Origin of the sequence: Streptomyces sp. NPDC058457 (assembly GCF_042720695.1) — a bacterium.
GTDB lineage: Bacteria > Actinomycetota > Actinomycetes > Streptomycetales > Streptomycetaceae > Streptomyces.
This window is the reverse complement of record NZ_JBHXLU010000118.1, coordinates 1-26,619: the sequence shown is the minus strand read 5'-3', so window position 1 is coordinate 26,619 and position 26,619 is coordinate 1. Positions and strand designations below refer to the sequence as shown.

At 71.6% G+C, this 26,619-nt stretch carries 19 protein-coding genes; 13 read left to right on the top strand and 6 right to left on the bottom strand.

Annotated elements, in window-relative coordinates; translation table 11 throughout:
* Window positions 1-140: 140 nt before the first annotated feature.
* Window positions 141-1,076 carry a slipin family protein gene (locus tag ACFWPS_RS48420; protein WP_383719265.1) on the top strand — a complete coding sequence of 312 codons (936 nt, stop codon included), beginning with the start codon at window positions 141-143 and terminating at the stop codon, window positions 1,074-1,076.
* On the opposite strand, the gene ACFWPS_RS48415 is transcribed toward ACFWPS_RS48420, so the two are convergent.
* Window positions 1,018-2,238 carry an MFS transporter gene (locus ACFWPS_RS48415; RefSeq protein WP_383719263.1) on the bottom strand — a complete coding sequence of 407 codons (1,221 nt, stop codon included), beginning with the start codon at window positions 2,236-2,238 and terminating at the stop codon, window positions 1,018-1,020. The two genes, ACFWPS_RS48420 and ACFWPS_RS48415, sit on opposite strands and share 59 nt — an antisense overlap.
* A gap of 115 nt (window positions 2,239-2,353) precedes the next feature.
* Here ACFWPS_RS48415 and ACFWPS_RS48410 point away from each other — a divergent pair, with 115 nt between their 5' ends.
* Window positions 2,354-3,349: an ArsR/SmtB family transcription factor gene (locus ACFWPS_RS48410; RefSeq protein ID WP_383719261.1), complete on the top strand. Its 996-nt coding sequence runs from the start codon at window positions 2,354-2,356 to the stop codon at window positions 3,347-3,349.
* A 42-nt stretch (window positions 3,350-3,391) separates the two neighbouring features.
* Here ACFWPS_RS48410 and ACFWPS_RS48405 read toward each other — a convergent pair whose 3' ends face one another.
* Window positions 3,392-4,591, bottom strand: a complete 1,200-nt coding sequence (locus ACFWPS_RS48405; protein WP_383719259.1) for an RNA-guided endonuclease InsQ/TnpB family protein — start codon at window positions 4,589-4,591, stop codon at window positions 3,392-3,394.
* A 96-nt stretch (window positions 4,592-4,687) separates the two neighbouring features.
* On the opposite strand from ACFWPS_RS48405, the gene ACFWPS_RS48400 reads away from it, so the two are divergent.
* On the top strand, window positions 4,688-5,194 hold the full coding sequence (locus tag ACFWPS_RS48400) for a glutathione peroxidase (RefSeq protein ID WP_383719256.1): 507 nt from the start codon (window positions 4,688-4,690) through the stop codon (window positions 5,192-5,194).
* Window positions 5,195-5,336: 142 nt separating this feature from the next.
* Here the strand turns inward: ACFWPS_RS48400 and ACFWPS_RS48395 are convergent, their stop codons facing one another.
* The 3 genes from ACFWPS_RS48395 to ACFWPS_RS48385 form a co-directional block, all read right to left on the bottom strand.
* Window positions 5,337-5,528, bottom strand: a complete 192-nt coding sequence (locus ACFWPS_RS48395) for a DUF397 domain-containing protein (protein WP_089102095.1) — start codon at window positions 5,526-5,528, stop codon at window positions 5,337-5,339.
* Between the two features lie 236 nt (window positions 5,529-5,764).
* Window positions 5,765-6,622 (bottom strand): helix-turn-helix transcriptional regulator, encoded by an 858-nt coding sequence (locus tag ACFWPS_RS48390; RefSeq protein WP_089102094.1) that lies wholly within the window; start codon window positions 6,620-6,622, stop codon window positions 5,765-5,767.
* A 287-nt stretch (window positions 6,623-6,909) separates the two neighbouring features.
* Window positions 6,910-7,671, bottom strand: a complete 762-nt coding sequence (locus ACFWPS_RS48385) for a GPP34 family phosphoprotein (RefSeq protein ID WP_089102093.1) — start codon at window positions 7,669-7,671, stop codon at window positions 6,910-6,912.
* A gap of 144 nt (window positions 7,672-7,815) precedes the next feature.
* Here ACFWPS_RS48385 and ACFWPS_RS48380 point away from each other — a divergent pair, with 144 nt between their 5' ends.
* From ACFWPS_RS48380 to ACFWPS_RS48350, 7 genes are all read left to right on the top strand, one after another.
* Window positions 7,816-10,521, top strand: a complete 2,706-nt coding sequence (locus ACFWPS_RS48380) for a serine hydrolase (protein WP_383719253.1) — start codon at window positions 7,816-7,818, stop codon at window positions 10,519-10,521.
* 197 nt (window positions 10,522-10,718) lie between these two features.
* Window positions 10,719-12,566: an MFS transporter gene (locus tag ACFWPS_RS48375; RefSeq protein ID WP_383719250.1), complete on the top strand. Its 1,848-nt coding sequence runs from the start codon at window positions 10,719-10,721 to the stop codon at window positions 12,564-12,566.
* Between the two features lie 225 nt (window positions 12,567-12,791).
* Window positions 12,792-14,126, top strand: a complete 1,335-nt coding sequence (locus tag ACFWPS_RS48370; protein ID WP_383719248.1) for a sugar phosphate nucleotidyltransferase — start codon at window positions 12,792-12,794, stop codon at window positions 14,124-14,126.
* A 177-nt stretch (window positions 14,127-14,303) separates the two neighbouring features.
* Window positions 14,304-15,014 (top strand): SDR family oxidoreductase, encoded by a 711-nt coding sequence (locus ACFWPS_RS48365; protein ID WP_383719245.1) that lies wholly within the window; start codon window positions 14,304-14,306, stop codon window positions 15,012-15,014.
* A complete protein-coding gene (gene glgX, locus ACFWPS_RS48360; RefSeq protein ID WP_383719242.1) occupies window positions 15,011-17,230 on the top strand; it encodes a glycogen debranching protein GlgX in 2,220 nt (739 codons plus the stop codon). Before ACFWPS_RS48365 ends, glgX begins: the two co-directional genes overlap by 4 nt.
* On the top strand, window positions 17,227-19,386 hold the full coding sequence (locus ACFWPS_RS48355; protein WP_383719238.1) for an AGE family epimerase/isomerase: 2,160 nt from the start codon (window positions 17,227-17,229) through the stop codon (window positions 19,384-19,386). Before glgX ends, ACFWPS_RS48355 begins: the two co-directional genes overlap by 4 nt.
* Before the next feature lie 31 nt (window positions 19,387-19,417).
* On the top strand, window positions 19,418-20,599 hold the full coding sequence (locus ACFWPS_RS48350) for an IS701 family transposase (protein ID WP_383719235.1): 1,182 nt from the start codon (window positions 19,418-19,420) through the stop codon (window positions 20,597-20,599).
* A gap of 91 nt (window positions 20,600-20,690) precedes the next feature.
* On the opposite strand, the gene ACFWPS_RS48345 is transcribed toward ACFWPS_RS48350, so the two are convergent.
* Window positions 20,691-22,412 carry an ABC transporter family substrate-binding protein gene (locus tag ACFWPS_RS48345; RefSeq protein ID WP_383719232.1) on the bottom strand — a complete coding sequence of 574 codons (1,722 nt, stop codon included), beginning with the start codon at window positions 22,410-22,412 and terminating at the stop codon, window positions 20,691-20,693.
* Between the two features lie 149 nt (window positions 22,413-22,561).
* On the opposite strand from ACFWPS_RS48345, the gene ACFWPS_RS48340 reads away from it, so the two are divergent.
* The 3 genes from ACFWPS_RS48340 to ACFWPS_RS48330 all read left to right on the top strand — a co-directional run.
* On the top strand, window positions 22,562-23,545 hold the full coding sequence (locus tag ACFWPS_RS48340) for an ABC transporter permease (protein ID WP_383719229.1): 984 nt from the start codon (window positions 22,562-22,564) through the stop codon (window positions 23,543-23,545).
* Window positions 23,542-24,432 carry an ABC transporter permease gene (locus ACFWPS_RS48335; protein ID WP_383719226.1) on the top strand — a complete coding sequence of 297 codons (891 nt, stop codon included), beginning with the start codon at window positions 23,542-23,544 and terminating at the stop codon, window positions 24,430-24,432. The genes ACFWPS_RS48340 and ACFWPS_RS48335 overlap by 4 nt, the downstream gene beginning before the upstream one ends.
* A partial coding sequence (locus ACFWPS_RS48330) for a dipeptide ABC transporter ATP-binding protein (RefSeq protein ID WP_383719223.1) occupies window positions 24,432-26,619 on the top strand: 2,188 nt, incomplete at its 3' end. The genes ACFWPS_RS48335 and ACFWPS_RS48330, both read left to right, overlap by 1 nt.

Below are 26,619 nucleotides of genomic sequence, written 5' to 3'. Positions count from 1 at the left end.
CCCCACGTGCGCCGAGTACCGTGCGCTGGTTTTCTTTACGCACTCCTGACGCCGGTACCCGCATCCCGGGAAGGCCGGGAAGTGTCCTCATCCTTGTCCGGATTCTTGTCCGGATCACGTCGAGAATGGAGTGTGTGCCCATGGACGGCGCCGTTGTAGGGGTCGTACTGGTGGTCGTGGCGGCCCTGCTCGTGCTGCGCAGCGGGATGCGGGTGGTCAACCAGGTCGAGCGTGGGGTGGTGTTCCGCCTGGGCAAGGCGCTGCCGGAGTTCCGGCGGCCGGGGATCACCTTCCTCATCCCCTTCGTCGACCGGATGCGCAAGGTGAACACGCAGGTGGTCACCATGCCGGTGCCGACGCAGGAGGGCATCACCAAGGACAACGTGTCGGTGAAGGTGGACGCCGTCGTCTACTTCCGGGTCACCGACCCGATCCGCGCGGCCATCGAGGTGCAGGACTACGTGTTCGCCGTCGGGCAGGTCGCCCAGTCCTCGCTCCGCTCCATCATCGGCAAGAGCGACCTGGACGACCTGCTGACCGACCGCGAGCGGCTGCACGAGGGGCTCGCCCTGATGATCGACAGCCCGGCCGCGCAGTGGGGCATCCACATCGACCGCGTCGAGATCAAGGACGTACAGCTCCCGGAGTCGCTGAAGCGGTCCATGTCCCGGCAGGCCGAGGCGGAGCGGGAGCGGCGGGCCCGGGTCATCACGGCGGACGGTGAGTTCCAGGCCGCGCAGCAGCTCGCCAACGCCTCCCGGATCATGGCGGAGACCCCGGAGGCGATGCAGCTGCGCCTCCTGCAGACCGTCGTCGAGGTCGCCGCCGAGAAGAACTCCACGCTCGTCATGCCCTTCCCGGTGGAGCTGCTGCGCTACTTCGAGCGGGCGACCAAGCGGCTCGACCAGGAGGTCGAGAAGAACGAGCGGACGGCGGCGGACGAGCTCGGCACGGGTCTGAAGGCCGGGATCGAGCAGATCGCCGCCGTCGCCGACAAGTTCGGGCCGGCCGCGGAGCTCACCGCTTCGCCGGAGCCGAAGCCGGCGACGGCGCCTGCGGCTGAGCCGGCACCGTAACCCTCCGCTCCCGCCGGGCGGCCACCGCCAGCGCCAGCGTCACCGCGAGGGACGCGGCCGCGATGAGGGTCATCGCACTGGCGGGCGAGGTGAGTTGCGCCACCGAGCCCGCCAGCGTGGCGCCGACGCCCTGCATGGTCAGCATGCCGGCCGAGTGCAACCCGAGGGCGTGGCCGCTGAGTTCGTCGGGAGTGAGGGACATCAGCCGCTCCTGCAGGACCAGGCTCGCGGCGAAGCCGACCGCGGCGAGGGTCACGCAGACCGCGGCGAGCCCGACGGGCGGGTGCAGGGCGAACACCAGGTACGGCGCGGCCAGCAGCAGCCGCAGCGGGATGTCGAGCCGGGGCCGCAGCGCGGGCGGCACGAACCGGCCGACGGCCACGTCCCCGGCGAACATGCCCAGCGCCCCGCAGGCGAACAGGGCGCCGGCCGCGTGCGGGTCGTAGGAGACGTAGAGGGAGTCGCAGCCGACGACGAGCCCGTTGGGCACCCACAGGCCCAGGTAGGTGAGGCGGCGGGGGCGGGAGGACCACAGGAGGGCGTTGGTGCGCCAGGTCGCCGCGACGGACGGACGGCCCGCGGCGCGCGGCGGCCGGGCGGTCAGGCCGAGGCGGGTGCCGAGGGCCGAGGCGGTGTAGAGGGCGGCCGCCAGCAGCAGGCAGGACCGCGGGGACAGGACCGTCAGCAGGGCACCGCCGGCCGCGAAGCCGGTGATCTGCATCAGCCCGTTGGCCATGTTGAACACCGAACGGCCCAGCAGGTAGCCGTCCTTGGAGAGGATCTCGTTGAGCAGCCCGCCGCGTACTCCGCCGCCCAGCGAGGCGATCAGGCCCTGCAGGACGACGACGCCGAAGACGGCGGCGACCGGCAGGCCGGGCAGTGCCAGGGCCGCCGTGACGGCCGCGTAGCCGAGGCCCATGCCGGTGAGGGTGGCGCGCGGCGGCAGCCGGTCGGCTCCGGAGAGCAGGAGCGTGGCGCCGATGACCTGCGCGAGCTGCGGCCCGAACATGCTCACCGCCGACAGCAGGGGTGAGCCGGTGAGCCGGTAGACCAGGGTGCCGAGGGCCAGGGCGCCGATCGTCTGGGCCGCGGAGAAGGCGGCGAAGGTCAGTAAGAACGGGGGGAATTCGGGGGTGCGGAAGAGCTCGCGGTAGCTGCGCATGCAGGGAGTCTCGGAGCGGGCGGCACGCGGTCGTTAATGTTTCGCGCAGGCGCGAAAGGCCGACGCGAAGGGCCCGTGCAAAGTCGGTGACGAGCAGGAGCGAAAGGTCGTCCTCATGGGCTGGTGGCTGGTCAACGCCGACACCCTCGCGCGCAGCCGGTTCGTGCTCTCGCCGTTCGCCGAGACCTTCGCGGCCCTGAAGCTGCTGCACGCGGGGGCCGGCGCGCACCCGGGCGAGAAGGACTGGCTGCGCACGCACCTGCCGGGCTACCGCGCCTTCCTCGCGGCCGACCCGGTGACCGCACGGCTCGTCCGGGCCGGGCTCGGCAGGGCCTGGATCGCCGACTTCCTGTCGCCCACCCCGCGCGAGGGGCAGACCGTCGCGGACGCGGCGGCCACGGTGCGCGCGACCGACCCCGTGCAGGCCCGCGCCGACCTGCGGGTCTCCGTGGCCGGACCGCTCCCGGCCGCCCTGGACCGCGACGACCTGCCCGAGCGGGCCGCCGCCCTGCTGGAGTACGTCTGGACCGAGACCGTACGACCGGACTGGGACCGCCGCCGGCGGGTCCTGGCGGCGGACGTGGCCGCCCGGACCGCGCGGGCCGGCCAGGCGGGCTGGGCGGCCGTACTGGACTCGCTGAAGCCCGGCCAGACCCGCTGGCTCGGCGGCAACCGGCTCCAGGTGAACATGCACGAGTACCCGCCCCGTGAGATCTCCGGCGCCGACCTCCTCCTCGTCCCGGTCACACCGCAGCGCGGCTGGGTCTCCTGGCAGGAACCGGACCGGTACGCGCTGGTCTACCCCTGTGCCGGGGCGCTCGCCGACCCCTCCGTGCGGGCGGTTCCGGCCGGTCTGGAGGCGCTGCTGGGGGCCGCGCGGGCCGGGGTGCTGGTGCTGCTGGACGCCCCGCTGAGCACCACCCACCTGACGGCGGTGACCGGGCAGGGCCTGGGTTCGGTCGGCCGGCATCTGCGGGTGCTGCGCGACGCCGGGCTGGTGGAGCGGCGGCGGGCCGGGCGGTCGGTGCTGTACGCGCGGACGGCGGCCGGTGACGTGCTCGTCGAGGCCGGGAACCGTTCCGGCGACCAGCGCCGGAACGGACGGAGTTAGCATCCGTTCTTGGCTTTATCCCTTGCCTGAAGGCGGGGATTCCTACGGCTCGCGCTGTAGGGGTTCCTGCTTCGTCGCCGACTGCCCGCCCGGAGAACTCCGTTGAGGTCTTACACCGGCTCCACAGGCAGACGCCGCCAGCCCGGCGGCCAATAGGTTCTTCGCGGCGTTTCCGTCGCGGTCGTGGGTGATGCCGCATTGGGCGCACGTCCAGGTGCGAACGTGCAGCGGCATCTTGTTTTGCAGGGCTCCACAGTTGGAGCACAGCTTGGAAGAGGGAAACCAGCGGTCGACCGCGATCACCTCGCGGCCGTACCAGGCTGCCTTGTATTCCAGCATCCCGCGGAACTGGCTCCACGCCGCGTCACTGATGGCGCGGGCGAGTTTGCCGTTCTTCAGCAGGTTGCGAACGGTGAGGTCCTCGATCACGATCGTTTGGTTTTCACGAACGAGCCGAGTCGTGAGCTTGTGCAGGTTGTCGCGTCGCCGATCGGCGATGCGGGCATGGATACGGGCGACCTTCCGGCGCGCCTTCTCCCGGTTCGCCGACCCCTTCACCTTGCGGGCGTGTTCCCGCTGGGCCTTCGCGAGGCGTGCGCGGTCGCGCCGTTCGTGCCGAGGGTTGGTGATCTTCTCCCCGCTGGACAGAGTCAGCAGATGGTCGAGCCCGGCGTCCACGCCGACCTCGTTCCCATTGTCCGGGAACGGCTTGACAGCAGGGTCCTCGCACAGCAGGGACACGTACCAGCGACCGGCTGTGTCCTGCGACACGGTGGCCGTGGACGGCGTGGCGCCCTCGGGGAGAGGACGGGACCACACGATGTCGAGCGGCTCCGTCATCTTCGCCAGCGTCAGCCTGCCATCACGGAAACGGAACGCACTGGTGGTGTACTCGGCAGACTTGCGCGACTTCTTCCGCGACTTGAACCGCGGGTACTTCGCCCGCTTGGCGAAGAAGTGAGTGAACGCCGTCTGCAGGTGGCGCAGGGCCTGCTGCATCGGGACGGAGGAGACGTCGTTGAGGTATGCGAGTTCCTCGGTCTTCTTCCACGTGGTCAGCATCGCCGACGTCGCGTTGTAGTTCACCCGCTCCTGCCGCAGCGCCCACGCCTCGGTGCGCGCCGCGAGCGCGAGGTTGTAGACCTTCCGCACACACCCGAACGTGCGCGACAACTCTGCCGCCTGCGCATCGGTCGGATAGAAGCGGTACTTGAACGCCCGCTTCACGTGAGTGGTAGGCATGTTTCACACACTAGTGCATCAGTTTGTGACCAGCATGGTTAATGATGGAAGTCGGTCCGCCCTGTCGGCGAACCGGCTCACCTCAAAGGAGATCTGATGACGACTTCCGAGAACAACGGGTCCGTGCTCGACGTGGAGATCGGTGCGCTGCAGGGCGGCTCCGCCGACCTGCAGGGCTACGGCGGCAAGGCCGTGCTCATTGTCAACGTGGCCTCCAAGTGCGGCCTGACCCCGCAGTACAACGGCCTGGAGAAGCTCCAGGAGCGGTACGCGGCGCAGGGCTTCACCGTGCTCGGGGTACCCTGCAACCAGTTCATGGGCCAGGAGCCCGGCAGCGCCGAGGAGATCGCCGAGTTCTGCTCGGCGACGTACGGCGTGACCTTCCCGCTGACCGAGAAGGTCGAGGTGAACGGGGAGGGCCGGCACCCGCTCTACGACCGTCTGGTCGGGTTCGCCGACGGCGAGGGGCACACCGGGGACATCCGCTGGAACTTCGAGAAGTTCCTGATCGGCCGGGACGGACAGGTCGTCGCCCGGTTCTCGCCGCAGGCCGAGCCGGAGTCGGCGGAGGTCGTGGCGGCGGTGGAGCGCGCCCTCGGCTGAGCCCGGGGCGGGATCGCCGGCGGCGCGGAGGGCACAAGCCGAGCCCCCTCGGCAAGGACGGCGGGCTGGTCGAGAGGGCTCTGGGTCACGCTTGTGCAGTTGTGTAGTCGGGAGCGTGAGCGGTGGGTCAGCGAGTGCCCCCCTACGCCTTGACCGAGGTCACGAAGGCGTTCCACGCGCCGGCCGGGAATGCGAGGACCGGGCCCTCCTCGACCTTGGAGTCGCGTACGGCGAGTCCTGCGGTCGTCGGCGACTTGACCTCGACGCACGCCCCGTTCCCTGCGGAATAGGAGGACTTCGTCCACGTCTCCGTGGCGCCCTGAAGCAGTGCCATGTCCACTCCTGTTACGAGATTGCTGTGGTGCTTGCTGTAGTGCGATTCACGCCAACCTTTCTGACCGGTTGGCGTGATCGACGCTACTAGCCAACTTCCTCGCCTGGAGTACCCGTTCACTCGTCCGGATGGCATATTCCGGGGGAGACTTCCGCTGGACCGTGGCACCGGTGTAACATCCGCCGCTTCCTGCCCGGGAGGACCGGAAGAGGGCAGGAAGAGGACCGGAGGACGGCTCAGCGGGCGTACTCCTTGGCCGCGTCGGCGATGAACTGCCGGGACTGCTCGACGTTCAGCGACTGGGCGCGCAGGTGCTCGTACATCACGGCGTACTTCTGCACGTCGTGGGCCTTCTCCAGGTAGAGGTCGCTGGTCACGCCCTCCAGGTAGACGACGCTGGAGTCGGCCGCGTCGGCGAACTCCAGGATCGCGTACTGGCCGTTGAGGCCCGGATGCGCGCCGCACTCGAAGGGCAGCACCTGGACGGTGATGTGCGGCTGCTGGGACATCTCCAGCAGGTACTCCAGCTGCTCGCGCATCACGAGCCGGTTGCCGACGAGCCGGCGCAGCGCGGCCTCGTCCAGCACCACCCACAGGCGAAGGGGGTTGTGTTCTGCGGTGATACGTTCCTGTCGCCGCATCCGCACCTGGACCCGCTTCTCGATGTCGGCGGCGGAGGTCTCCGGCAACGCGCCCTGCACCAGCGCCTCGGCGTACGCCCGGGTCTGCAACAGCCCGGTGACCAGCTGGGGTTCGTACACTCTCAGCGACTCGGCGTCCGTCTCCAGGCCGATGTAGACGCTGTACGGAATGTCGCCGAACGCATGCCACCAGCCTTGCTGCCGCGAATCCCTGGCCATCTCCATCAGGGACTCGACGACCCGCTGGTCCTCGACCTCGTACACCCCGCACAGGTCGCGGACATCGCGCTGGCTGATGCTCCGGCGCCCGTTCTCCAGCCGGCTGATCTTCGACTGGGAGACGAGCAACCGCTCCGCCACCTCTTCCGCCGTCATGCCCTTGAGCTCGCGGAGCCTGCGCAGCTCCTGGCCCAGCCGGCGTCGCCTGACGGTGGGATTGACATTGGACGCCACGGGACGTGCACCTCCGGCTGCCTGCCTGTAACTACCACTTTGCGTATCTGCTGTTGAGCAGACTGCCACCAAGGTGCTTCCTACCGCTGGCAAACAGTGGATATGCGGCGCGTACGCGTCAGTTCGGGCACGTTCCGGATACTCCGGACCCGGGGCGGCCCGAGGGCGGACACGGCCGAGCGGGGCGACGAGGCGCGTACTGCTCGTACGCCTCACCGCCCCGCTCGGACCAGCGGCTCCCGGAACCGGGTCTCAGGGGTGCTGTGTTACTGCCGTGGAACTGCGGCTCAGTGCACCACGGCGCGGGCCATCGCACCTCGGCGCGGCTGCATCGGAACCCCGCGAGCGGGTTCCGGCGCACCGGGCCTGGTGCCTGGTCCGGCCTGCCGCCCGGCAGGGGCGGCGGGGTTGCGGCGTGGCTGTGCGGCCGCGCCGTTCTGCACGTCCATGACGGCGTGGGCGACGAGCCCGCCCATCGGGTCGTGCCGGATCAAGTCCCGCAGCCTGGAACGAGAGGACCGTCCCTCGTTGCCCGGATACAGGTGCTTGCCGAGACCGACCGCGTGGGCCAGGGCGGCGAGCGCGGCGGTCCGCGGGTCCGGCGGTACGCCGGTACGGATCGCCGAATCCAGCCGGCCACGGATCTCCCGGGTGACGGCGTTGTCCGTCGCCTGGTACCGAGTGGTCGGCAGCACCCCGCACATCTGTCCCGCCACGGCGGCGACCATGCCGCACCGTTCGAGATGCGCGAGATAGATCTGGCGAAGGCCGAGACGGGGCCCGCCGATCCAGTGAACAGCCCGTACGGGAGCGCCACGCCGTCGCAGCAACTCCAACGCACAGTCCAAAGTCGGATCTCCAGTCGGCCGTGGCTGCACCACGGCGATACGATCCCCGTCTGGGGCTATCCGTCCGGCCAGCGCCAGCTCTACTAGCTGTGCTCCGGCCAGACCGAGGTCGAGCGACTGCGGCTGTGCAGTGGTACCCGTGGCCGGGTCCAGTGCCAGCAGCAGAAGCTCCTCCGGAAGTGTTCTGCGGCTCCTGCCCATCCATGCCTCCCCGCGTGGATGAATGACAGGGTGACCCCTCTCACATTGGTCTGTCGAGGGTGCGTGACCGGTTCGTAGTGGAACCGGTAGGTATGTCGTTCTCGTCTACCGCAGGGGCTAAGCCCGCACACAGGACACTGGTACATGGTTCGGACAGCGCACGGCAACGTGCGAAGCGTGGAGGAGGCATCGGTGGCGGGCGAGTCCCCCGACAGGTCGAAGCAGCGCGAGTCGTCGGCAGAACCGACGTCGGGGAGCGCGGGTCCGGTTCCCGAAGCACGCGACCCGCGACTGGCGGTGGCCGCCGAGGAGGAGACCGCCGGCGGCGTGGACACCGCCACCCGGGTCTTCTCGGTACGGGACCTGAAAACGGCCGAGGAGACCGGCGAGGGCGACGCGAAGCTCCGCGACGCGGTGGCGGCGTGGGTCCGCACGGGCGACCCGGCGGAGAGTGCCGAGGACACCACGGCACCGGAGGCCCCCGAGGCGGCCACGGAGGCCGAGGAGGGCCCCGAGACGCCCGAGGAGCACCCGGAGGCCCCGGAACCCCCGGAGAACGCCGCCAAGACCGCTACGGCGCCCGAGGCAACGACCGCCCCGGAGCCCGAGGACACCAACCCGACGGCGACGGCCGACCCCGAGGACGCCAGGCCCGCCGACATGCCGAAGGCCGCGGCCGAGCCCGAAGACGCCGCCCCCCAGGGGGAGTCGGCGACCGTCACCGAACCCGAGGACACCAAGCCGACGGCCGCAGCCGACCCCGAGGACGCCAGGCCCGAGGCCGCGGCCGAACCGGAGGACGCCGCGCCCCAAGACGCCGCACCCCAGGGCAAGTCGGCGACCGCCACCGAACCCGAGGACGCCAAGCCGACGGCGACGGACGGGCCCGAGGCCGCGGCCGAACCCGAGGACGCCAAGCCCGAGGACAAGCCCACCGCGACCGCCGAGCCCGAGGACGCCAGGCCCGAGGCCGCGGCCGAACCGGAGGACGTCGAGCCCGAGGACGCCGCGCCCGAGGACGAGCCCAAGGCCGCGGACGAGCCCGAAGACGAGCCCAAGGCCGCGGACGAGCCCGAAGACGAGCCCAAGGCGGCGGACGAGCCCGAGGACGCCAAGCCGACTGCGACGGACGGTGGTTCGGGCTCCGGCGACGGAGGCGCGGACGCCGACGGCGAGGAGGCACCGCAGGGGCCACCCGCACCTGACAACGATGGCCGCACGGGTGGTGCGGGTGGGGAATCCGAGGGCGGCGAAGGCGAAGCCGAGCCCGCCGTCGACCAGCCCACGACCATGCTCAAGGCCCCCCGCCCCCCGCAGGTCGACCAGCCCACCACCATGCTCAAGCTGGGCGACGCCAAGCCCAAGCCCGAGCCGCAGCCGAAGACCCCCGGGGACAAGGCCGGGGACAAGGCCGAGGCCGAGGCCGACGCCGAGCGCACCAGCAGGTTCGTCGCCCTCAAGTCGGACATAAAGCAGGGCCCGAAGCCCGAGCCCGCCTCCACCACCCGCACCACCGTCCTCCCCCAGATCGGCCCCGAGCGCACCACCCAGCAGCCGCTTCCCCCGAAGCCCCCGCTGGACCTGCTCGCCGAGCTGACCAACACGCCCCCGCCGCCGGAGACCCCGGTCAGGACCCTCTTCCGCCGGGTCAAGATCTGGACCCCCCTGGTCATCGTCGCCCTGATCATCTTTGCGGTCGTACAGACTCTGCGCCCGCTCCCTCAGCCCACCCTCGACCTCACCGCGAAGGACACGTACACCTTCGACGGCAGCAAGACGGACATCCCCTGGCCGGCCGACGGCCAGGCCGCCCTCGACGTCCAGGGCATCGGCACGTTCGGCTCCTCCGGCGACCAGAAGGCGGTGCCGATCGCGAGCGTCGCCAAGGTGATGACGGCGTACATCATCCTGCGCGACCACCCGCTGAAGAGCGGCGCCGCCGGCCCGAAGATCAGGATCGACCAGGCCGCCCAGGACCAGGCGAACGCCGGCCAGGAGTCGACCGTCGACGTGACGGCCGGTGACTCGATCACCCAGCGCGAGGCGCTGGAGAGCATCCTCATCGCCTCCGCCAACAACGTGGCCCGGCTGCTGGCGCGCTGGGACGCGGGTTCCGAGAAGGCGTTCGTGGCGAAGATGAACGCCACCGCGAAGAAGCTCGGCATGACGAACACGACGTACACGGACCCGTCGGGGCTCACGAACTCCACGGTGTCCACGGCCGTGGACCAGGTGAAGCTGGCGAAGGCCGCCATGGCGAGCGAGCCGTCCTTCCGCGAGGTCGCCGCGATGATGTCGTACGACGACTACAAGGGTGTCAACCACTCCAACTGGAACCAGCTGGTCGGCCACAACGACGTCGTGGGCATCAAGACCGGCACCACCACCTCCGCCCTCGGCAACCTGGTCTTCGCCGCGAAGAAGACGGTCGGCGGCCAGACCCGCACGATCATCGGCGCGGTGCTGCGGCAGCCGGCCAGCGCCGCCTCGGACAACAGCATCCTCACCGCCGCCCTGAACGGCGGCGACAAGCTGATCCGGGCGGCCCAGGGCGCGCTGAAGTCGGCGACCATCTACAAGAAGGGCGACGTCGTCGGGTACGTGGACGACGGGCTCGGTGGCCGCACCCCGGTGGTGGCGACGGAGGACGTCACGGCCGTCGGCTGGTCGGGGCTGAAGGTGAAGCTGTCGTTCCAGGCGGACGACGTGCCGCACACCGCGAAGGCCGGCACCAAGGTCGGCACCCTCACCGTGGGTGACGGCTCCGGTTCCGCCGTCCAGGTCCCGGTCGCCCTGTCGAAGGACCTCGCCGAGCCCGGCTTCACGAGCAAGCTGACCCGCCTCGGCTGACCCATAACCGGCATTCCGTCACCGCACCCCGCCGATGGCGCCCCACCCCAGGGCCCCGCGGCGGGGTGCGTGCTAGCGTCGCGAATCGGGGCAGGTCGCCGGTCGCCGGGACACGGCCGCGAACTGGACGGAAAGCGGCCGCCAACACCATGGAACACGGCCGAGAACAGAAGACGGGACACGGGGAGTGCCTTCAGGTGGCCACAGCGGAGCCGACACGCGCCGACAACGCCGATCCGGGCCCGGTATCCGGCCCGCGAATAGCCCTGCCGCCGGCAGCGGCGGACCATACGGAGCGTAAGCTCGGGGACCGGCTGCTGCGGGCCGCCGAGCCGCTGCGCCGGCGCCTGCTGCGCCACCCGGTGCTGTCCGTCACGGCCCTCGCCGGCGTCCTGCACATCATCTGGTTCTTCACGTTCGCGAACAGCGGCGGCGATCTCGCGGCACAGGACGCCTGGGCCGAGTTCGTCGGCCGGCACCCGGACTCGGCGTACAACCTCGCCTGGTACGGCGGTATGCACCCGGTGTCGTACAGCGTGGTGTCGCCGTACCTGATGTCGCTGATCGGTGTCCGTACGACGATGATGCTCGCCGGCACCGTCTCGGCCGGCCTGCTGACCCTGCTCCTCATCCGCAGCCGCGCGGTGAAGAACCCCCTGTGGGCCGCGCTCGCCGGGGTGTTCGCACTGATCTGCAACGCGCTGTCCGGGCGGGTCACCTTCGGGCTGGGCACGATGTTCGCGCTGGCCTCGGTCGGGGCGGTGTTCTGCTGGCCGTACCGCTGGCGGCACCGGAGGTGGGCGAAGGCGCTCGTCGCCGCGCCGTTCGCCGCGCTGGCCACCATGTCGTCGCCCGTGGCCGGACTCTTCGTCGGACTGGTCGCGGTCGCGCTGTTCCTGCAGAAGCGGCGGCCGGGCGCCTGGGCGCTCGGCCTGGCGCCCGCGGCCGTGGTGGCGGTCTCGGCCTGGCTCTTCCCGTTCTCCGGCACCCAGCCGATGGGCTTCGGCTCGGTGATCCTGCCCCTGTCGTACGGCCTGCTCTGTCTCTTCCTGGTCCCGAAGGAGTGGAAGACGGTCCGGCTGACGGCGGCCGTGTACAGCGTCAGCGTGGTGCTGGTGTGGCTGGTCAGCTCGCAGATCGGCTCGAACATCTCGCGGCTGCCGATGCTGTTCGCGGGCGCGACGCTGATCGCGGCCCTCCCGTACACGGTCCCGCGCTCACGCAGGTACTACGTCACGGTCCTCGCCTTCCTCGGCACCGTCGGCTGGATCGGCTTCAAGTCCGTCGACGACATCGTCCATACGACCCCGGCCGCGTCCTGGGCCCGCGAGCTCGCCCCGCTGGTCCACCAGCTCCAGCAGGTCGGTGCCGAGAAGGGCCGCGTGGAGGTGGTCCCGGCCCGCTCGCACCGGGAGGCGTCCGCGCTCGCGCCGTACGTCAACCTGGCCCGCGGCTGGAACCGCCAGGCCGACATGGAACGCAACCCCCTCTTCTACGACGACACCCTCAACTCCGCGAACTACCACGAGTGGCTGCAGCGCTGGGCCGTGCACTTCGTCGTCGTGCCCAAGGACCAGCCCGACGGCGACGGCGGCGGCGAACGGGAGCGGGCGCTGGTGCAGCGCGGGATGCCGTACCTGAAGCAGATCTGGGGCGACGCCAACTGGCAGCTGTTCCGGGTGACCGACCCCGTGCCGCTCGCCGAGCCGAACGCGGTGGTGGACAGCGCCGAACAGGGCGAGCTGACCATCGAGGTCCGCAAGGCCGGGCGGATCCTGATCCGGATCCCGTACTCGCCCTGGCTGAGCATCGTCGACGCGGACGGCAAGAGCTTCAAGGCGCCCCAGGAGACCGAGGCCTCCAAGCACCGGGCCGACGGCAGTCCGAAGACGTACACCAACGTCAACGGCTGCCTGAGGGAGACGCCGGAGGATGCGAAGGGGGACAGGTGGACGATGCTGCTGGCCCCGAAGGCCGGGACGTACCGGCTGGCGGCGCCGTACCAGCTGCCGCGGGGCACGCCCTGCCCCGACGAGCTGAAGTGACGGGCCCACACAACTGACATGACTGGCTGCATGACAGGTGGATTGACTATCTGAGTCAATCCACATCTGATTCATATATTCCCAGCTCATACACGTGATCCAGAGGGCCGAAGAGGCCCGGTCCAGCTTCCGTACGTCCACTTTCTTTACTTTTTACTTGACTCTCGATGACGGGCTCAGTTGACTGATTGGCATTGATTCGTCAGCCGAGGAGGCAGCGCAGTCATGGGGGACGAGACGTTAGGGATAATCCTGGCGGGAGGCCGGGGCGAACGCGCCAAGCCGCTCACCCTTGCCTCCTCGGACTACATCCGCAGCAAGGCGCTCATCCCGTTCGCCGGCCGGCCCGTCGTCGAATGGCTCGTCGAGAACTGCCGGGACCAGGGCATCCGCCGCTTCTACGTGGTCGCCCAGGGCGCCGAGAACCACAGCCAGATCAAGCTCGTACTCGGCCGCGGCGAGCGGTTCGGCGTCGAGATCCACTACTCCCGGGCCCGGCTCGACCGCTACAACGTCGGCTCGGGCGCCGCCACCCTGCACAACCTCGAACGGTGGGACCTGACCGGCCGCGCCCTGGTCATGCCGGTCGACTCCGTCTTCGAGTTCTCGCTGCCCCTGCTGACCGACGCGCACGACGCCGCCGACGCCGTCGTGACCGTCGCCTCGGTCGGCCGTACGGCCGAGGAGATCGCCGGCAAGTACGGCGTGCTGCAGACGGCCGCGGACGGCACCGTCTCGGGCTTCCTGGAGAAGCCCGGCCTCGACCGCGTCCACCGCCTCTTCCCCGAGACATCGTTGCCAGGCAGCGGCTTCACCCTGCCCACCAACGCGGGCATGTACCTGGTCGACTGCGGACGCCTGCGGCTGGCGGCCCGTACCCCCGAGATGATCCGGCTCGCCCAGCAGCGCCTCGACTGGGGCGGCGACCTGCTGCCCTGGCTGGTCCGGCGGGGGCTGCCGGTCGCGGCCGCACCCATCGACCGGCTCGGCGACCTCGGCAGCATCCCGGACTACCTGGCCACCCTCGGCGACGTGCTGCGCGGCCGCTACCGCTGGATGAGCCGGGCCATGGGCGCGCCGGTGAGCACCGACCCGCCGTACTGGATCCACGAGTCGAGCCTGCGCACCAAGGACAGCGTGCACGGCACGACCCTCGCCCAGAAGATCTCCGAGGGCAGCGTGGTGCTCGGCCCGGCCGTGCGCATCGGGCGGAACGCCGAGATCGGCCCCGGGGTGAAGCTGCGCTACACGGACGTCGGCGACGACGTCGACATCGACGAGGGCGTCCGGCTCAGCCGCACGGCGATCGGCGACGGCGCCGTCGTCGGGCCGTACGCCCGTGTCACCGACTCGTACGTGGGGCCCATGGCGCAGGTGCACTCCGCCCGCGACAACCCCGTCCGGCTCGTCCACTCGGCGATCGGCGAGGCCGCCGACCTGCGTCCCGGCACCCGGCTCTCGGGGGTGAGCGTCTATCCGCGGCTGCGGGTCCCCGCCCTCACCGGGCTGCCCACCGGCACCCATCTGACCAGCTCCGACGACATCCTGCGCTGGATCTGAACCGCCGGATCCGAACCGCCGGATCCGAACCACCGGATCCGAACCACCGGATCCGAACCACCGGATCCGAACCGCCGGATCCGAACCGCGCCCCGGCACCCGCCCACGCACCTGCGTACCCGCTCCTTCCCGCACGCCATTCGTCCGGCTCGGCTACCGCCCTGGGGAGTTTTCTCGATGGACAGCCCGATCGCAGTCATAGGAGGGACCGGCCGGGTCGGCCGGCTCGTCACCCGGCAGTTGCTGGCCCGGGGCGAGACCGTCCGGGTCATCGGCCGCAGCACCCAGCGCGCCCGGCGGCACATGCCCGCGCAGGCGCAGTACTTCACGGCCGACGTACGCGACCCCGGCACGCTCCGCACCCCGCTGCACGGGTGCGCCGCCGTCGTCTACGCCGTGGAACCCGGCACCGACGCCGCCGGCCCGGACAGCCCGGAGTCGACCCTGCACGGCGGTGTCCGCCACGTCCTCGACGTGCTGGGCGCCGCCCTGGCCGGCCGGCACTTCGTGCTCGTCAGCCAGCGGCACGTCACCCGCCGCGACCACCCCATGAACGCCTACGGCAGGATGCTGGACTGGCGGCTGGCCGGCGAGGACGCGGTCCGCTCCTCGGGCCTGCCCTACACGGTGATCCGGCCGGGCTGGCTGACCGACGAGCCCGGACACGGCGTGCTGCACCTGGAACAGGGCGACGTCGGCGACGGGTTCGTGGCCCGCGCGCACGTCGCCGAGGCCTGCGTCCGGGCGATCGGCTCGCCCGCGGCGCACGGCGTGACGTTCGAGATGCGCAGCGAGACCGGCCCGTCCTCCGGCTCCGTGCCCTGGGGCGAGCTCTTCGCCGGGCTGCGCGCCGACGCCCCGGCCGGGACCAGGGCGGTGTTCGCATGAGCGTCTCGACCGAGGCCCAGGACCAGCCGACCGCCACCACCACGACGACGGATGCCACGAACACGTACATGACCCTGCCCGCCGACCACGACACCGGGACCGGCACCCTCGACGTCCCCCAGCCCGGCGTCACCCCGGGCCATCCGCAGCCGCTGGGCAGCACCGTCGACGCCGACGGGGTCAACTTCTCGGTCTTCTCCGAGCACGCCACCCGCGTCGACCTGCTGCTGTTCGAGCACTGCGACAGTCCGCAGCCCTACCGGACCATCCGGCTGCGCCCCGAGCGGCACCGCAGCTTCCACTTCTGGCACTGCCATGTGCAGGGCCTCGGCGCCGGCCAGGTCTACGCCTACCGCATCGAGGGTCCGCGCGACCCCGTCGCCGGGGGCAGCCGCTTCGACCAGCGCAAGGTGCTGCTCGACCCCTACGCCCGCGCCAACGTCAACAGCCGCTGGGAGCGGACCCGCGCGATCGGCCCCGGGGACAACGTCGAGCACTCCATGCGCAGCCTGGTGGTCGACCTGGACGACTACGACTGGGAGGGCGACACCCCGCTGCGCACCCCGATGGCCGACACGGTCGTCTACGAGATGCACGTACGCGGCTTCACCGCCTCACCGACCTCCGGGGCGGCCCACCCCGGGACCTTCTCGGCGGTCATCGAGAAGATCCCGCACCTCAGGGAACTCGGCGTCACCGCCGTGGAGTTGCTGCCGGTCTTCGACTTCGACGAGACCCAGGTGCTGCGGACCGGGCCCGACGGCACACCGCTGCGCAACTACTGGGGCTACGACCCGTACGGGTTCTTCGCCCCGCACACCGGCTACTGCTCCAGCCCCCATCTCGCCACCCACATCACCGAGTTCCGCGACATGGTGAAGGCGTTCCACAAGGCGGGCATCGAGGTCATCCTCGACGTGGTCTTCAACCACACCAGCGAGGGCAACGAGTTCGGGCCGACGATCAGTTTCCGGGGCGCGGCGAACGAGGCCTACTACCACCTGTGGCCGCAGGACCGCTCCCACTACATGGACTTCACCGGGTGCGGCAACGCGGTCAACGCCAACCATCCCATCGTCACCAAGTTCATCCTGGAGTCCCTGGAGTACTGGGTCTCCGAGCACCATGTCGACGGCTTCCGCTTCGACCTCGCCTCGGAGCTGTCCCGCGGTCCGATGGGCTACGAGATGGCGGTGCCGCCCGCGCTGTGGGCGATCGAGCTGTCGCAGATCCTGGCCGAGACGAAGATCATCGCGGAGCCCTGGGACGGCGGCGGGCTCTACCAGGTGGGCCGCTTCCCCGGGAAGCGCTGGGCGCAGTGGAACGGCCCCTTCCGGGACGACGTACGGCGGTTCGTGCGTGGTGACGCGGGCATCGCCGGCGAGGTCGCCTCCCGCCTCGGCGGCTCGGCCGACCTGTTCGCCCCGCAGGAGGAACTGCCCACCAACAGCGTCAACTTCGTGACCTGCCACGACGGGTTCACCCTCAACGACCTGGTCAGCTACAACACCAAGCACAACCACGCCAACGGTGAGGCGAACGCCGACGGGGCGAACGAGAACTACAGCTGGAACTGCGGCTCCGAGGGCCCCGCGGACGGCCCCGAGGTCGAAGGGCTGCGGGTGCGGCAGGTCAAGAACCTGCTGTCGATCCTCATGCTCAGCCGCGGCGTCCCGATGCTCCTGGCCGGCGACGAGTTCCGCAACAGCCAGGCGGGCAACAACAACGGCTACTGCCAGGACGGCCCGCTCTCCTGGCTCGACTGGTCGCAGGCCGACACCGAACGGGAGACGCTCGGGTTCACCCGGGGTGTCATAGGGCTGCGCAAGCGCTACCGCACCCTCCGCGAGCCGCAGTTCTTCTCCGAGCGGCTCAACCCCCGCCTCCTGCCGGACATCACCTGGCACGGCACCCGGCTGCACCAGCCGGGCTGGGAGAACCCCGACGCCCACGTGCTGGCCTGCACGTACGGCGGTTTCGACGGCGACCCGGACCTGCACCTGGTCCTCAACATGTACCACCTGGGCCTCGACTTCGAGCTGCCCGTCCTCCCCGGCCACCGCTGGCACCGCGTACTGGACACGGCCCGGCCGGCCCCGCACGAGATCCTCCCGCCCGGAGCGGAGGAGCCGGTCGACGGTCCCACCTATCACGCACAGGGCCGCAGCGTCGTGCTGCTGGCGGCCCTGCCCGACGAGAAGGGCACGCGACGATGAGCGCACTCTCCCGACGACGTATCACCTCCGACACCCTGGCGGGTTACGTCACCCACTACAGCCCCACCAGGCGCATGTTCGGTCTGCGCAGCCCGGACGGGCGAGAGTTCACGGTCCACCTGACCCACAACGCCGTCTCCCGCATCGTCCGCAACCTCGGCGACTCCTACCACGACACCACGGCCGACACCGTCGACATGCTGGCCGAGGGCCGGTTCCTGTTCGCGTACGGGATCCTCTACGAGTGGGAGGGCGGCGCCCGCTTCGACGCCAAGGAGATCACCTTCCCGGAGGAGAGCCGCGGCCAGTACGTCTTCGAGCACCCGAACTGGTGGGTGCAGCAGGCCGCCGCCATCGCCGACTTCTACCTGCGCGGCCAGTTCCCGGACGGGGTGTACGACTGGCGGAACTTCCGCACCCATCTCACCCTCAGCGGCACCCACTTACCGGACTTCCACGGCAAGGACGTGCGCCAGGAGACCGACACCATCTCCCGACTGGTGTACGGGCTGGCCACGGCCTACCTGCTGACCGGCGAGGACCGCTTCCTGGAGGCGGCCCAGTCCGGCACCGAGTACCTGCGCGAGCACATGCGGGTGGACGACCAGGCGGACGGGATCACCTACTGGTACCACGGCATCGACATCACGCCGAACGGCCACCGGCCCGTCTTCGCCTCGGAGTTCGGGGACGACTACGACGCGATCCCCATGTACGAGCAGATCTACGCGCTGGCCGGCCCCACCCAGACCTTCCGGATCACCGGCGACCCGAAGATCCTGAACGACATCGACCGCACGGTCGCCCTGTTCCAGAAGTACTTCCGCGACCCGGTCGAGGGCGGGTTCTTCTCGCACCTGGACCCGATCGCCCTGGACCCGGGCGCCGACTCGCTGGGCCGCAACCGGTCCCGCAAGAACTGGAACTCCGTCGGCGACCATGCCCCGGCCTACCTGATCAACGCCTATCTGGCGACCGGCCGTCCGGACTTCGCGGCGCTCCTGGAGGAGACCGCGGACACCATCGTCAAGCGGTTCCCGGACGAGCCCAACTCCCCGTTCGTGCAGGAACGGTTCCACGCCGACTGGAGCCCGGACCGCACCTGGGGCTGGCAGCAGGACCGCGCGGTGGTCGGCCACAACCTCAAGATCACCTGGAACCTGACCCGCATCAAGGCGCTGCACGACAAGCCCGAGTACGGCACCACGGCGGAGCGGATCGCCGAGCTGATGCCCGCGGTGGGCAGCGACGGCCTGCGCAGCGGCTGGTACGACGTGGTGGAGCGGCAGCCCGACCCGGACAGCGGCATCCACCGCATGGTCTGGCACGACCGCAAGGCCTGGTGGCAGCAGGAGCAGGCGATCCTCGCCTACCTCATCCTGGCCGGCACCACCGACGACCCCGAGCACCTGCGGCTGGCCCGGGAGGCGGCGTCGTTCTACAACGCGTACTTCCTCGACTACGAGGACGGCGGCGTCTACTTCAACGTCCTGGCCAACGGCATCCCGTACCTGCTGGGCACCGAGCGGCTCAAGGGCAGCCACGCGATGGCGGGCTACCACGCGCTGGAGCTGTGCTACCTGTCGGCGACCTACACCGGGCTGCTGCTCGGCAACGACCCGGTGACCCTGCACTTTAGGCCGCGCCCCGACGACCTCGCGGAGCGGCTGCTGCGGGTGGCGCCGGACCTGCTGCCGGCCGGCTCGGCGGAGCTGACCCGGGTGTGGGTGGACGGGCAGCCGTACCAGAACTTCGACGCCAAGGACCTGACCGTACGGCTGCCCGAGGGCACCGAACCGGTGCGGGTGCGGGTGGAGCTGGAGCCCGCGCAGATGCGGCTGCGGATGCGCAGCGAGTTCGACGGCGGCACCGCCCACATCAGCTGCCGCGGCGTGATCGACGCCGCCGAACTGGGCAAGTTCCGCAGGATCCTGGCCGAGGTCATGGCGACCACCCCCGGCCGGGTGGAGTTCCATCTCTGCGAGACCAGCGAGATGTGCCGGTCCGCCATCAACGAGCTGCTGTTCCAGCGCACCAAGGCGGGGCTCGACGTCGACTTCGTGATCGTGGGCTGCGCCCTGCCGGAGGTCGCGGACGCGCTGCTCGCCACGGACGCCTTCCTGCTGGAGGGTGGTGACGACTGCAACCATGAGTGATCTCGCGACCATGACACTCCCGTTACCGTCCGTGCGTACCCCGGGTGCCCCGCCCGGTGCCCGCGACCTGCCGGCCTACTGCGGCGAGTTGTTCGGCCAGTTCACCCGGGCCGACCAGCGGCGCTGGGGCGAGGTGTACCTGCGCGGCCTGCTGGCCGTGCCCGGCCGCAAGACGCCCGCCCGGATCACCGAACAGGTGCTGGGGCGGCGGGCGGTGCAGCAGATCCAGCAGTTCGTGAACCAGAGCCCCTGGGCGTCGGCGCCGGTGCGCGGCCGGCTGGCCGGGCAGATGGTCCGCGCCTTCCGGGCCGAGGCCTGGTCGGTGGACGAGGTCGTCTTCGCCAAGAACGGCGACCGCTCGGTCGGCGTGGCCCGTCAGTACGCGGCCTCCCAGGAACGCACCGTCAACTGCCAGCTGGCGCTGGCGACCTCGCTGGTGGGACACGCCGGCGGGGTCCCGGTGAACTGGCGCCTTGTGCTGCCGACCCGCTGGGACCGGGACGAGTGCCTGCGCGGCCAGGCGCACTTACCGGAGCAGGAGCGCTGCCGTCCCCGTTGGAGCTACGTACTGGAGGCGCTCGACGAGATGCTCGACGAGTGGTCCCTGGAACCGCTGCCGGTGCTGGCCGACTGGCGCGGCGACGGGGACCCGGACCCCCTGTTACGGGGCCTGGAGGCCCGTGGTCTCGGCTATGTGGTCCAGGCATCGCCGCACACACCGGTACTCCTCCCCCGCAGCCGGGCCGGGGGCGCCGGCGGCACCCTGGCGGAACTCGCCGCGCACGCCGTCCGGCACACCGAGCGGACGTCGGTGACCTGGCACGACCCGGTGACCGAGCGCATGTGGCACTCGGAGTTCCTGACCGTCCCGGTGCTGCTGCGGGCCGAGCGCTCTCCCGAGGGCTGTCCGAGCGCGTCGCCGCGGCCGCGGATGCTCCTCGCGGACTGGCCCTACGGCCGGCCGCAGCCGCGGGCCTACTGGCTGACCAACCTGCCGGTGCGCCGGCTCGCGGAGCTCGTGCTGCTGGCGCGGCTGCGCAGGTTCGCCGGGGAGGCGCTGGGCCGGATGCACGACGAGTTCGGCCTCGGCGACTTCGAGGGCCGGTCCTTCCGGGGCTGGCACCACCACGTCACCCTGGCCTCGGCCGCCCTCGGCTTCGACATGGTGCGCCAGCAGGCGGACGAGAGAGCCCTGAGCGCCCCGCATGCCTGAACAGCGCCACCGGAACGACCGGAACGGCCCCGTGCGGACAGCTCCGCACGGGGCCGCCGTGCGCGCGCTTCCTCCCCGGGCCGCCGCGCTCTCACTTCTCCCAGCCGACCTTCGTGAAGTCGATGTCGCCGAGGCCCGGGACGCCGTAGTTGGCCAGGCCCTTGCGGACGGCGAGGATCTGGGGGCGTTGGTAGAGCTCGATGTCGTGGCCGAGGCGCCAGATCTCGGTGTCCGCCTGGTTGTAGAGCCGCTGGGCGGCCCGTTCGTCGAGGGTGCCGGCGGCCTTGTCCAGGAGCTGGTCCACCTCTGCCGAGCCGACCCGGCCGTAGTTCTCGAAGACCTGCCCGCCGGCCGGGCGCCGGTAGACGGCGTAGGCGGAGCTCGGGTACGTCAGCCCGGTGAAGCGGAAGATCGCGAGGTCGAAGTTGCCCTTGTCCAGGTATTGGGGGCCGTAGGCACTGGCGGGCACCTTCTCGATGTCGACGCGGACACCGGCCCGGGCGAGCATCTGCTGGACGAGCTGGGCCAGGTCCTCGCCGAGCCGGTTGGTGCCCTCGCTCAGCACCAGGCGGAGGGTGAGGCTGCGGCCGTCCTTCGTCCTGGGCTTCCCGGCGCCCCGGCTGCGCCAGCCCGCGCGGTCGAGGGCGCGCTCGGCGGCCTTGAGGTCGAAGCGGCCGTAGGGGCCGGAGTCGTCGGCGTAGCCGGGCTGGTTGGTCATGTAGAAGTGGTTGCCGAGCAGCGGCACCTTCACCGGCAGGCCCGAAGCCGCGACCTCGGCCAGCGCCGGGCGGTCCACGGCCTGCTGGAGGGCGCCTCGCACCGCCCGGTCGGCCAGCGGCCCGCCGGCGCCGTTCAGCGTGATGTGCACCTCGTCCCAGGCGGAGCCGATCCGGATGGCGGTGTCCTCCGCCTGCGCCAGCTGGGCGTAGGCCTCGCCGGTGGCCGCGTTGACGGCGTCGACCTCACCGTTCAGGAAGGCCTGCAGGGCGGCGTCGGGGTCGAGGACGCGGAAGACGATGCGGTCGAGCCGGGGCCGGGTGCCCCACCACGCGGCGTCGCGGACGAGGGTGAGGGTCTGCGCCGTACGGTCGACGGAGGCGAGCTTGAAGGGGCCCGCGGTGACCGGGAGCCGGCCCTGCCAGTCGGAGTCGAAGTGCTGGGGGCTGTCGTAGGCGACGGCCGGGAAGAGCGGGGTGAAGAGCCGGCGCCAGTCGGCGTACGGCCGTTTGAAGGTGACCCGGACCTCGTGCGCGCCGGCGCCCCGGCGGACGTCGGCGATACGGTCGTAGCCGCTCGGGTCGGCGACCGGGTACCGGTCGTCTCCGCCGCCGACCGCGTGCCACTGGGCGGCGAAGTCCCGCCAGCTCAGGGCCCGGCCGTCGGACCAGCGGGCCTTCGGGTCGAGCCGGTAGGTGACGACCTGGCGCGAGCCGGCGGTGGAGACGGTGGCGGAGGTCAGGTAGTCCCGCACGATGCGGGGGACGCCCTCGGCGTCGCGGGTGAAGAGCCGCGGCTCCGTCATCGTGTCGACGGTCCACACGTCGTCCAGGGCGCCGTCGACGTGGTTGAAGTTGAACTGCGTGATCATCTGCGTGATCGGCAGGGTCAGGGTCCCTCCGGAGCGGAGGTCCCCGGACGGCAGGGCGTTGATGTCGTAGGTGCCGTAGGTGGGAAGCGCCCGGTGCCGGGAGTCGTCGTGCCCGCCGGATCCGGAGCATCCGGTCGCCGTGAGGACGACGAGCGCCCAGACGGCCAGCCACGCGGACCAAGCCCGTAATCGCTCCACCTGCCAGCCTCTCCGGCGTCGCGGCACCGCCAACTACCTTGACTTTCCTGCGAATTGTGGCGTCGGAGCTTAACATCACGATGTTTCCCTCAAATGAAGAGAAGGCAGACTCCATCCCCCGGCGGACGCCCGCGCACCGCCCGGGCCGTCACCCTCCGTGCCCCGTCAGGAGTGCCATGTTCTTCCTGATCGCCAGGCGCCTGGTCCGCTGCATGGTCCTGTTCCTCGTCTCCCTGGTCCTCTCCTACGCGCTCGCTTCCACCGCGCTCGATCCACGCGCGTACTTCGAGGGCCGCCGGCCACCGCCGGCGGCCCGGGTCGTCGACCGCGAGCTGTCCCGGCTCGGCATGGACGACCGCGCCCCGCTGCCGGAGCGCTTCGCGCACTGGGCGGACCGTGCCGTCCACGGCGACCTGGGTCGCACCGTCGACGACCAGTCCGTGAGCGCCGAGTTCGGCCGCCGGATCGGCGTGTCGGTACGGCTGCTGCTGGTGGGCACGGTGGTCGGTACGGCCGTGGGCACCCTGGCCGGGGTGTGGGCGGCGGTCCGGCGCGGCGGGCTCGGCGACCGGGCGCTGGCCGGGTTCTCCTTCGCGGTGCTGTGCGTGCCCACCTTCGTGCTGGCGCTGCTCCTGAAGACCGGGGCGCTCGCGGTCAACCGGGCCGCGGGCGGGAGTGTCGTCAAGTACACGGGCGAACGCACCCCCGGGCTGCAGGGCGACTGGACCGTCCAGCTGCGGGACACGGCGGCCCACCTGGTGCTCCCGGCGCTCTGTGTGGCGCTCGCCGCGATCGCCCTGTACAGCCGCTACCAGCGCGCCGCCACCCTGGACGTGCTCGGCGCGGACCATCTGCGCACCGCCCGCGCCAAGGGGCTCACCCCGGGGCGCGCGCTGCTGCGGCACGGGCTGCGGATCTCGCTGGTGCCGATGACGGTCTTCTTCTCCTTCGGCGTCCTCACCCTGCTCACCGGGGCCGTGTTCACCGAGCGGGTCTTCGGCTGGCCCGGCATGGGCAGCTGGCTGATCGACTCGGTGGAGAAGGGCGACGTGAACTCGGTCGTGGCGGTCGACGGCTTCGCCGCGGCCGTCGTCCTGCTGGCGGGGCTGGTCGCGGACGTCCTGCACGCGCTGCTCGATCCCCGGGTGCGGCAGCCGTGAGAGCGGGGCGGCGCGGGCGGGCCGTGCTGGGCCGGCTGGCCCGGCACCCGGGGGCGCTGTGCGGGCTCGTGCTGCTGCTGGCCCTGCTGGTGCTCGCGGTCGCCGGGCCGTACGTGTGCCGGTGGTCCTACTCGGACGTCGACTACTCGGCGCTGCGGCAGCCGCCGGACGCCCGGCACTGGATGGGCACCAACCGGATCGGGCAGGACGTGTTCGCCCAGGTCGCGCACGGGCTGCGGAAGTCGCTGCTGATCGGGGCGCTGGTGGCCGCGGTCGCCACCGGTCTTGCGGCGGCGGTGGGCGCCTGCGCCGGGTACTTCGGCGGCTGGACGGACCGGTCGCTGATGTTCGTGGCGGACCTGCTGCTGGTTCTTCCCGGCTTCCTGGTCCTCGTGGTGCTCGCCCCGCGGCTGCGGCGGTGGGGCTGGCTCGCGGTGGCCGCGCTGCTCGCCCTGCTGGGCTGGATGGTCACCGCGCGGGCGGTGCGCGGCATGACCCGCTCGCTGAAGGAGCAGCAGTTCGTGGTGGTGGCGCGGCTGATGGGGGTCGGACCGGTTCGGATCATCTGGCGGCACGTGCTGCCGCACCTGGCCTCGTTCCTGATCACCGACGCGACGGTCACGGTGGCCGGGGCGGTGGTCAGCGAGGCCGGGCTCTCCTACTTCGGCCTCGGCGTCCAGCCGCCGGACGTCTCGCTGGGCACGCTGATCGCGGACGCGTCCGACGTGGCGCTGGTGTATCCGTGGATGTTCTTCTTCCCGGCAGGTCTGCTGACCGCGTTCGTCCTGTCCGTCAGCCTCCTCGGCAACGCCCTGCGCGACGCCCTGGACCCCACGACGGTACGGCCCGCCGGGCCGCCCCGCGGTGTCGTCTCGGGACTCGCCTGATGGGCGCGGGCCCGGCGGCGCGCGGGGCGGCCGGCCCGGTCCTGGAGGTGCGCGGTCTGACGGTCGCCTTCGGCGGCGGACGGCGGCGGCCGGCCGTGCCCGTGGTGCGCGGTGTGGACCTCGCGCTGCGCCCCGGGGAAGTGCTGGGTCTGGTCGGTGAGTCCGGCGCGGGCAAGTCGCTCACCGCGCTGTCCCTGCTCGGCCTGGCACCGCCCGGTGCCCGGGTCGGCGGTTCGGTACGGCTGCTGGGCGAGGAGGTGCTGGGGCGGCCGGAGCGGGAGCTGGCCGGGATCCGGGGCCGCCTGATCGCCATGGTCTTCCAGGATCCGCTGCACGCCTTCACCCCGGTGCTGCGCGTCGGCGACCAGATCGCGGAGGCCCTGCGCATCCACGAACGCCCGTGCCCGCGCCGCGAGACGGCGCTGCGGCGGGCGGTGGAGCTGCTGGACTTCGTGGGCCTTCCGCAGCCGTCCCGGGCCGCGCGCGCCCTGCCCCACCAGCTGTCCGGCGGGATGCTCCAGCGGGCCATGATCGCGATGGCGGTGGCGAACCGGCCCGCGGTCCTCGTCGCGGACGAGCCGACCAGCGCGCTGGACGTGACTGTGCAGGCCCAGGTCCTTGAGGCGCTCGCGGCCGCCCGGCGGGAAACGGGAGCGGCGCTGCTCCTCGTCACCCACGACCTCGGCGTGGTCGCGGGCGCCGCGGACCGGGTCGCGGTCCTGTACGCGGGGCGGGTGGTGGAGACGGGCCCGGTGGAAGCGGTGCTGTGCCGTCCCCGGATGCCGTACACCCTCGGGCTCGTCGGCTCCGTGCCGCGCCTCGACGCCCGGATGCCGCCCACACCGGTGCCGGGCACCGCCCCCGCACCGGGCACCACAGGACCGGGCTGCCCCTTCGCCCCGCGCTGCCCGCTGGCGGAACCGGAGTGCCGTACGGCCGAGCCCCCGCTCACCGGAGTGGACAGCCCGTCCCGCGCCGACGCCTCGGCGCCCGACGCCCACGAGGCGGCCTGCCGAAGGATCCCGGAGGTCCGGCACCGGAGCGCGGCCGAGCTGTTCGGGCCGCCGGCGAGCACGCCGGACGGGGACGTGGCCGGAGGGCCGGCCGGGGACGGCAGCGCCGATGTCGTGCTGCGGGTTTCCGGGCTCGGCCGGTCGTACCCGGCCGCGGGGGTGCGGCGGCGTGGTCCCGTGGTGCGGGCCGTCGAGTGGGTCGATCTGGAGGTGCGGGGCGGGCAGACCCTGGCGCTCGTCGGGGAGTCCGGGGCCGGGAAGAGCACGACGCTGCGGGAGATCGCCTCGCTGGCGGCTCCGCAGGCCGGCCGGGTGGAGATCCTCGGACAGGACACCGCGCTGCTGTCCCGCCGGGCGGCGCGCGACCTGCGCACGGCCGTGCAGTTCGTGCCGCAGGACCCCGTGTCGAGCCTCGATCCGCGGATGCCGGTGGGCGACATCGTCGCGGAGCCGCTGCACGCCGCGCGGGTGCCGCCGGCCGTGGTGGCGGCACGGGTGCCGCGGCTGCTGTCCCAGGTGGGGCTGCGCCCCGCGGACGCGGACGGCTACCCGCACCAGTTCTCCGGCGGGCAGCGGCAGCGCGTCGCCATCGCCCGGGCCCTGGCGGTCGGGCCCGCGCTGCTGCTGCTCGACGAGCCGGTGTCCGCGCTGGACGTGTCGGTGCAGGCCGGGATCCTGGACCTGCTGCTGCGGCTGAAGCGGGAGCTGGGCCCGGCGTATCTGCTGGTCTCGCACGACCTCGCGGTGGTCCGGCAGCTCGCCGACCGGGTGTCGGTCATGTACGCGGGCCGGACGGTGGAGACGGGCGGCGTGGCCGAGGTGTTCGGGCGGCCGCAGCATCCCTACACCCGGGCCCTGCTCTCGGCGGTTCCGCTGCCGGATCCGGTCGCCGAGCGCTCCCGGCGCCGGATCGTGCTGCCCGGCGACCCCGGGGCGGACCCGCGCGCCGCCTCCGGGTGCGGCTTCCGAGCCCGCTGTCCCCTCCAGGCCGTGCTCTCCGCCGCCCAGCGGCGGCGCTGCGCTGAGGAGACACCGCACCGGCGGGCGGCCGGACCGGCCGCCGGCCACACCGTCTCCTGCCACTTCCCGCACGACGAAGGACCGGGTCCGGTCCGAGGGGCGTGGGTGGTCAGGAGGACCGAACCCTCCCACCTCAGCACGCCGGGATGGCTAA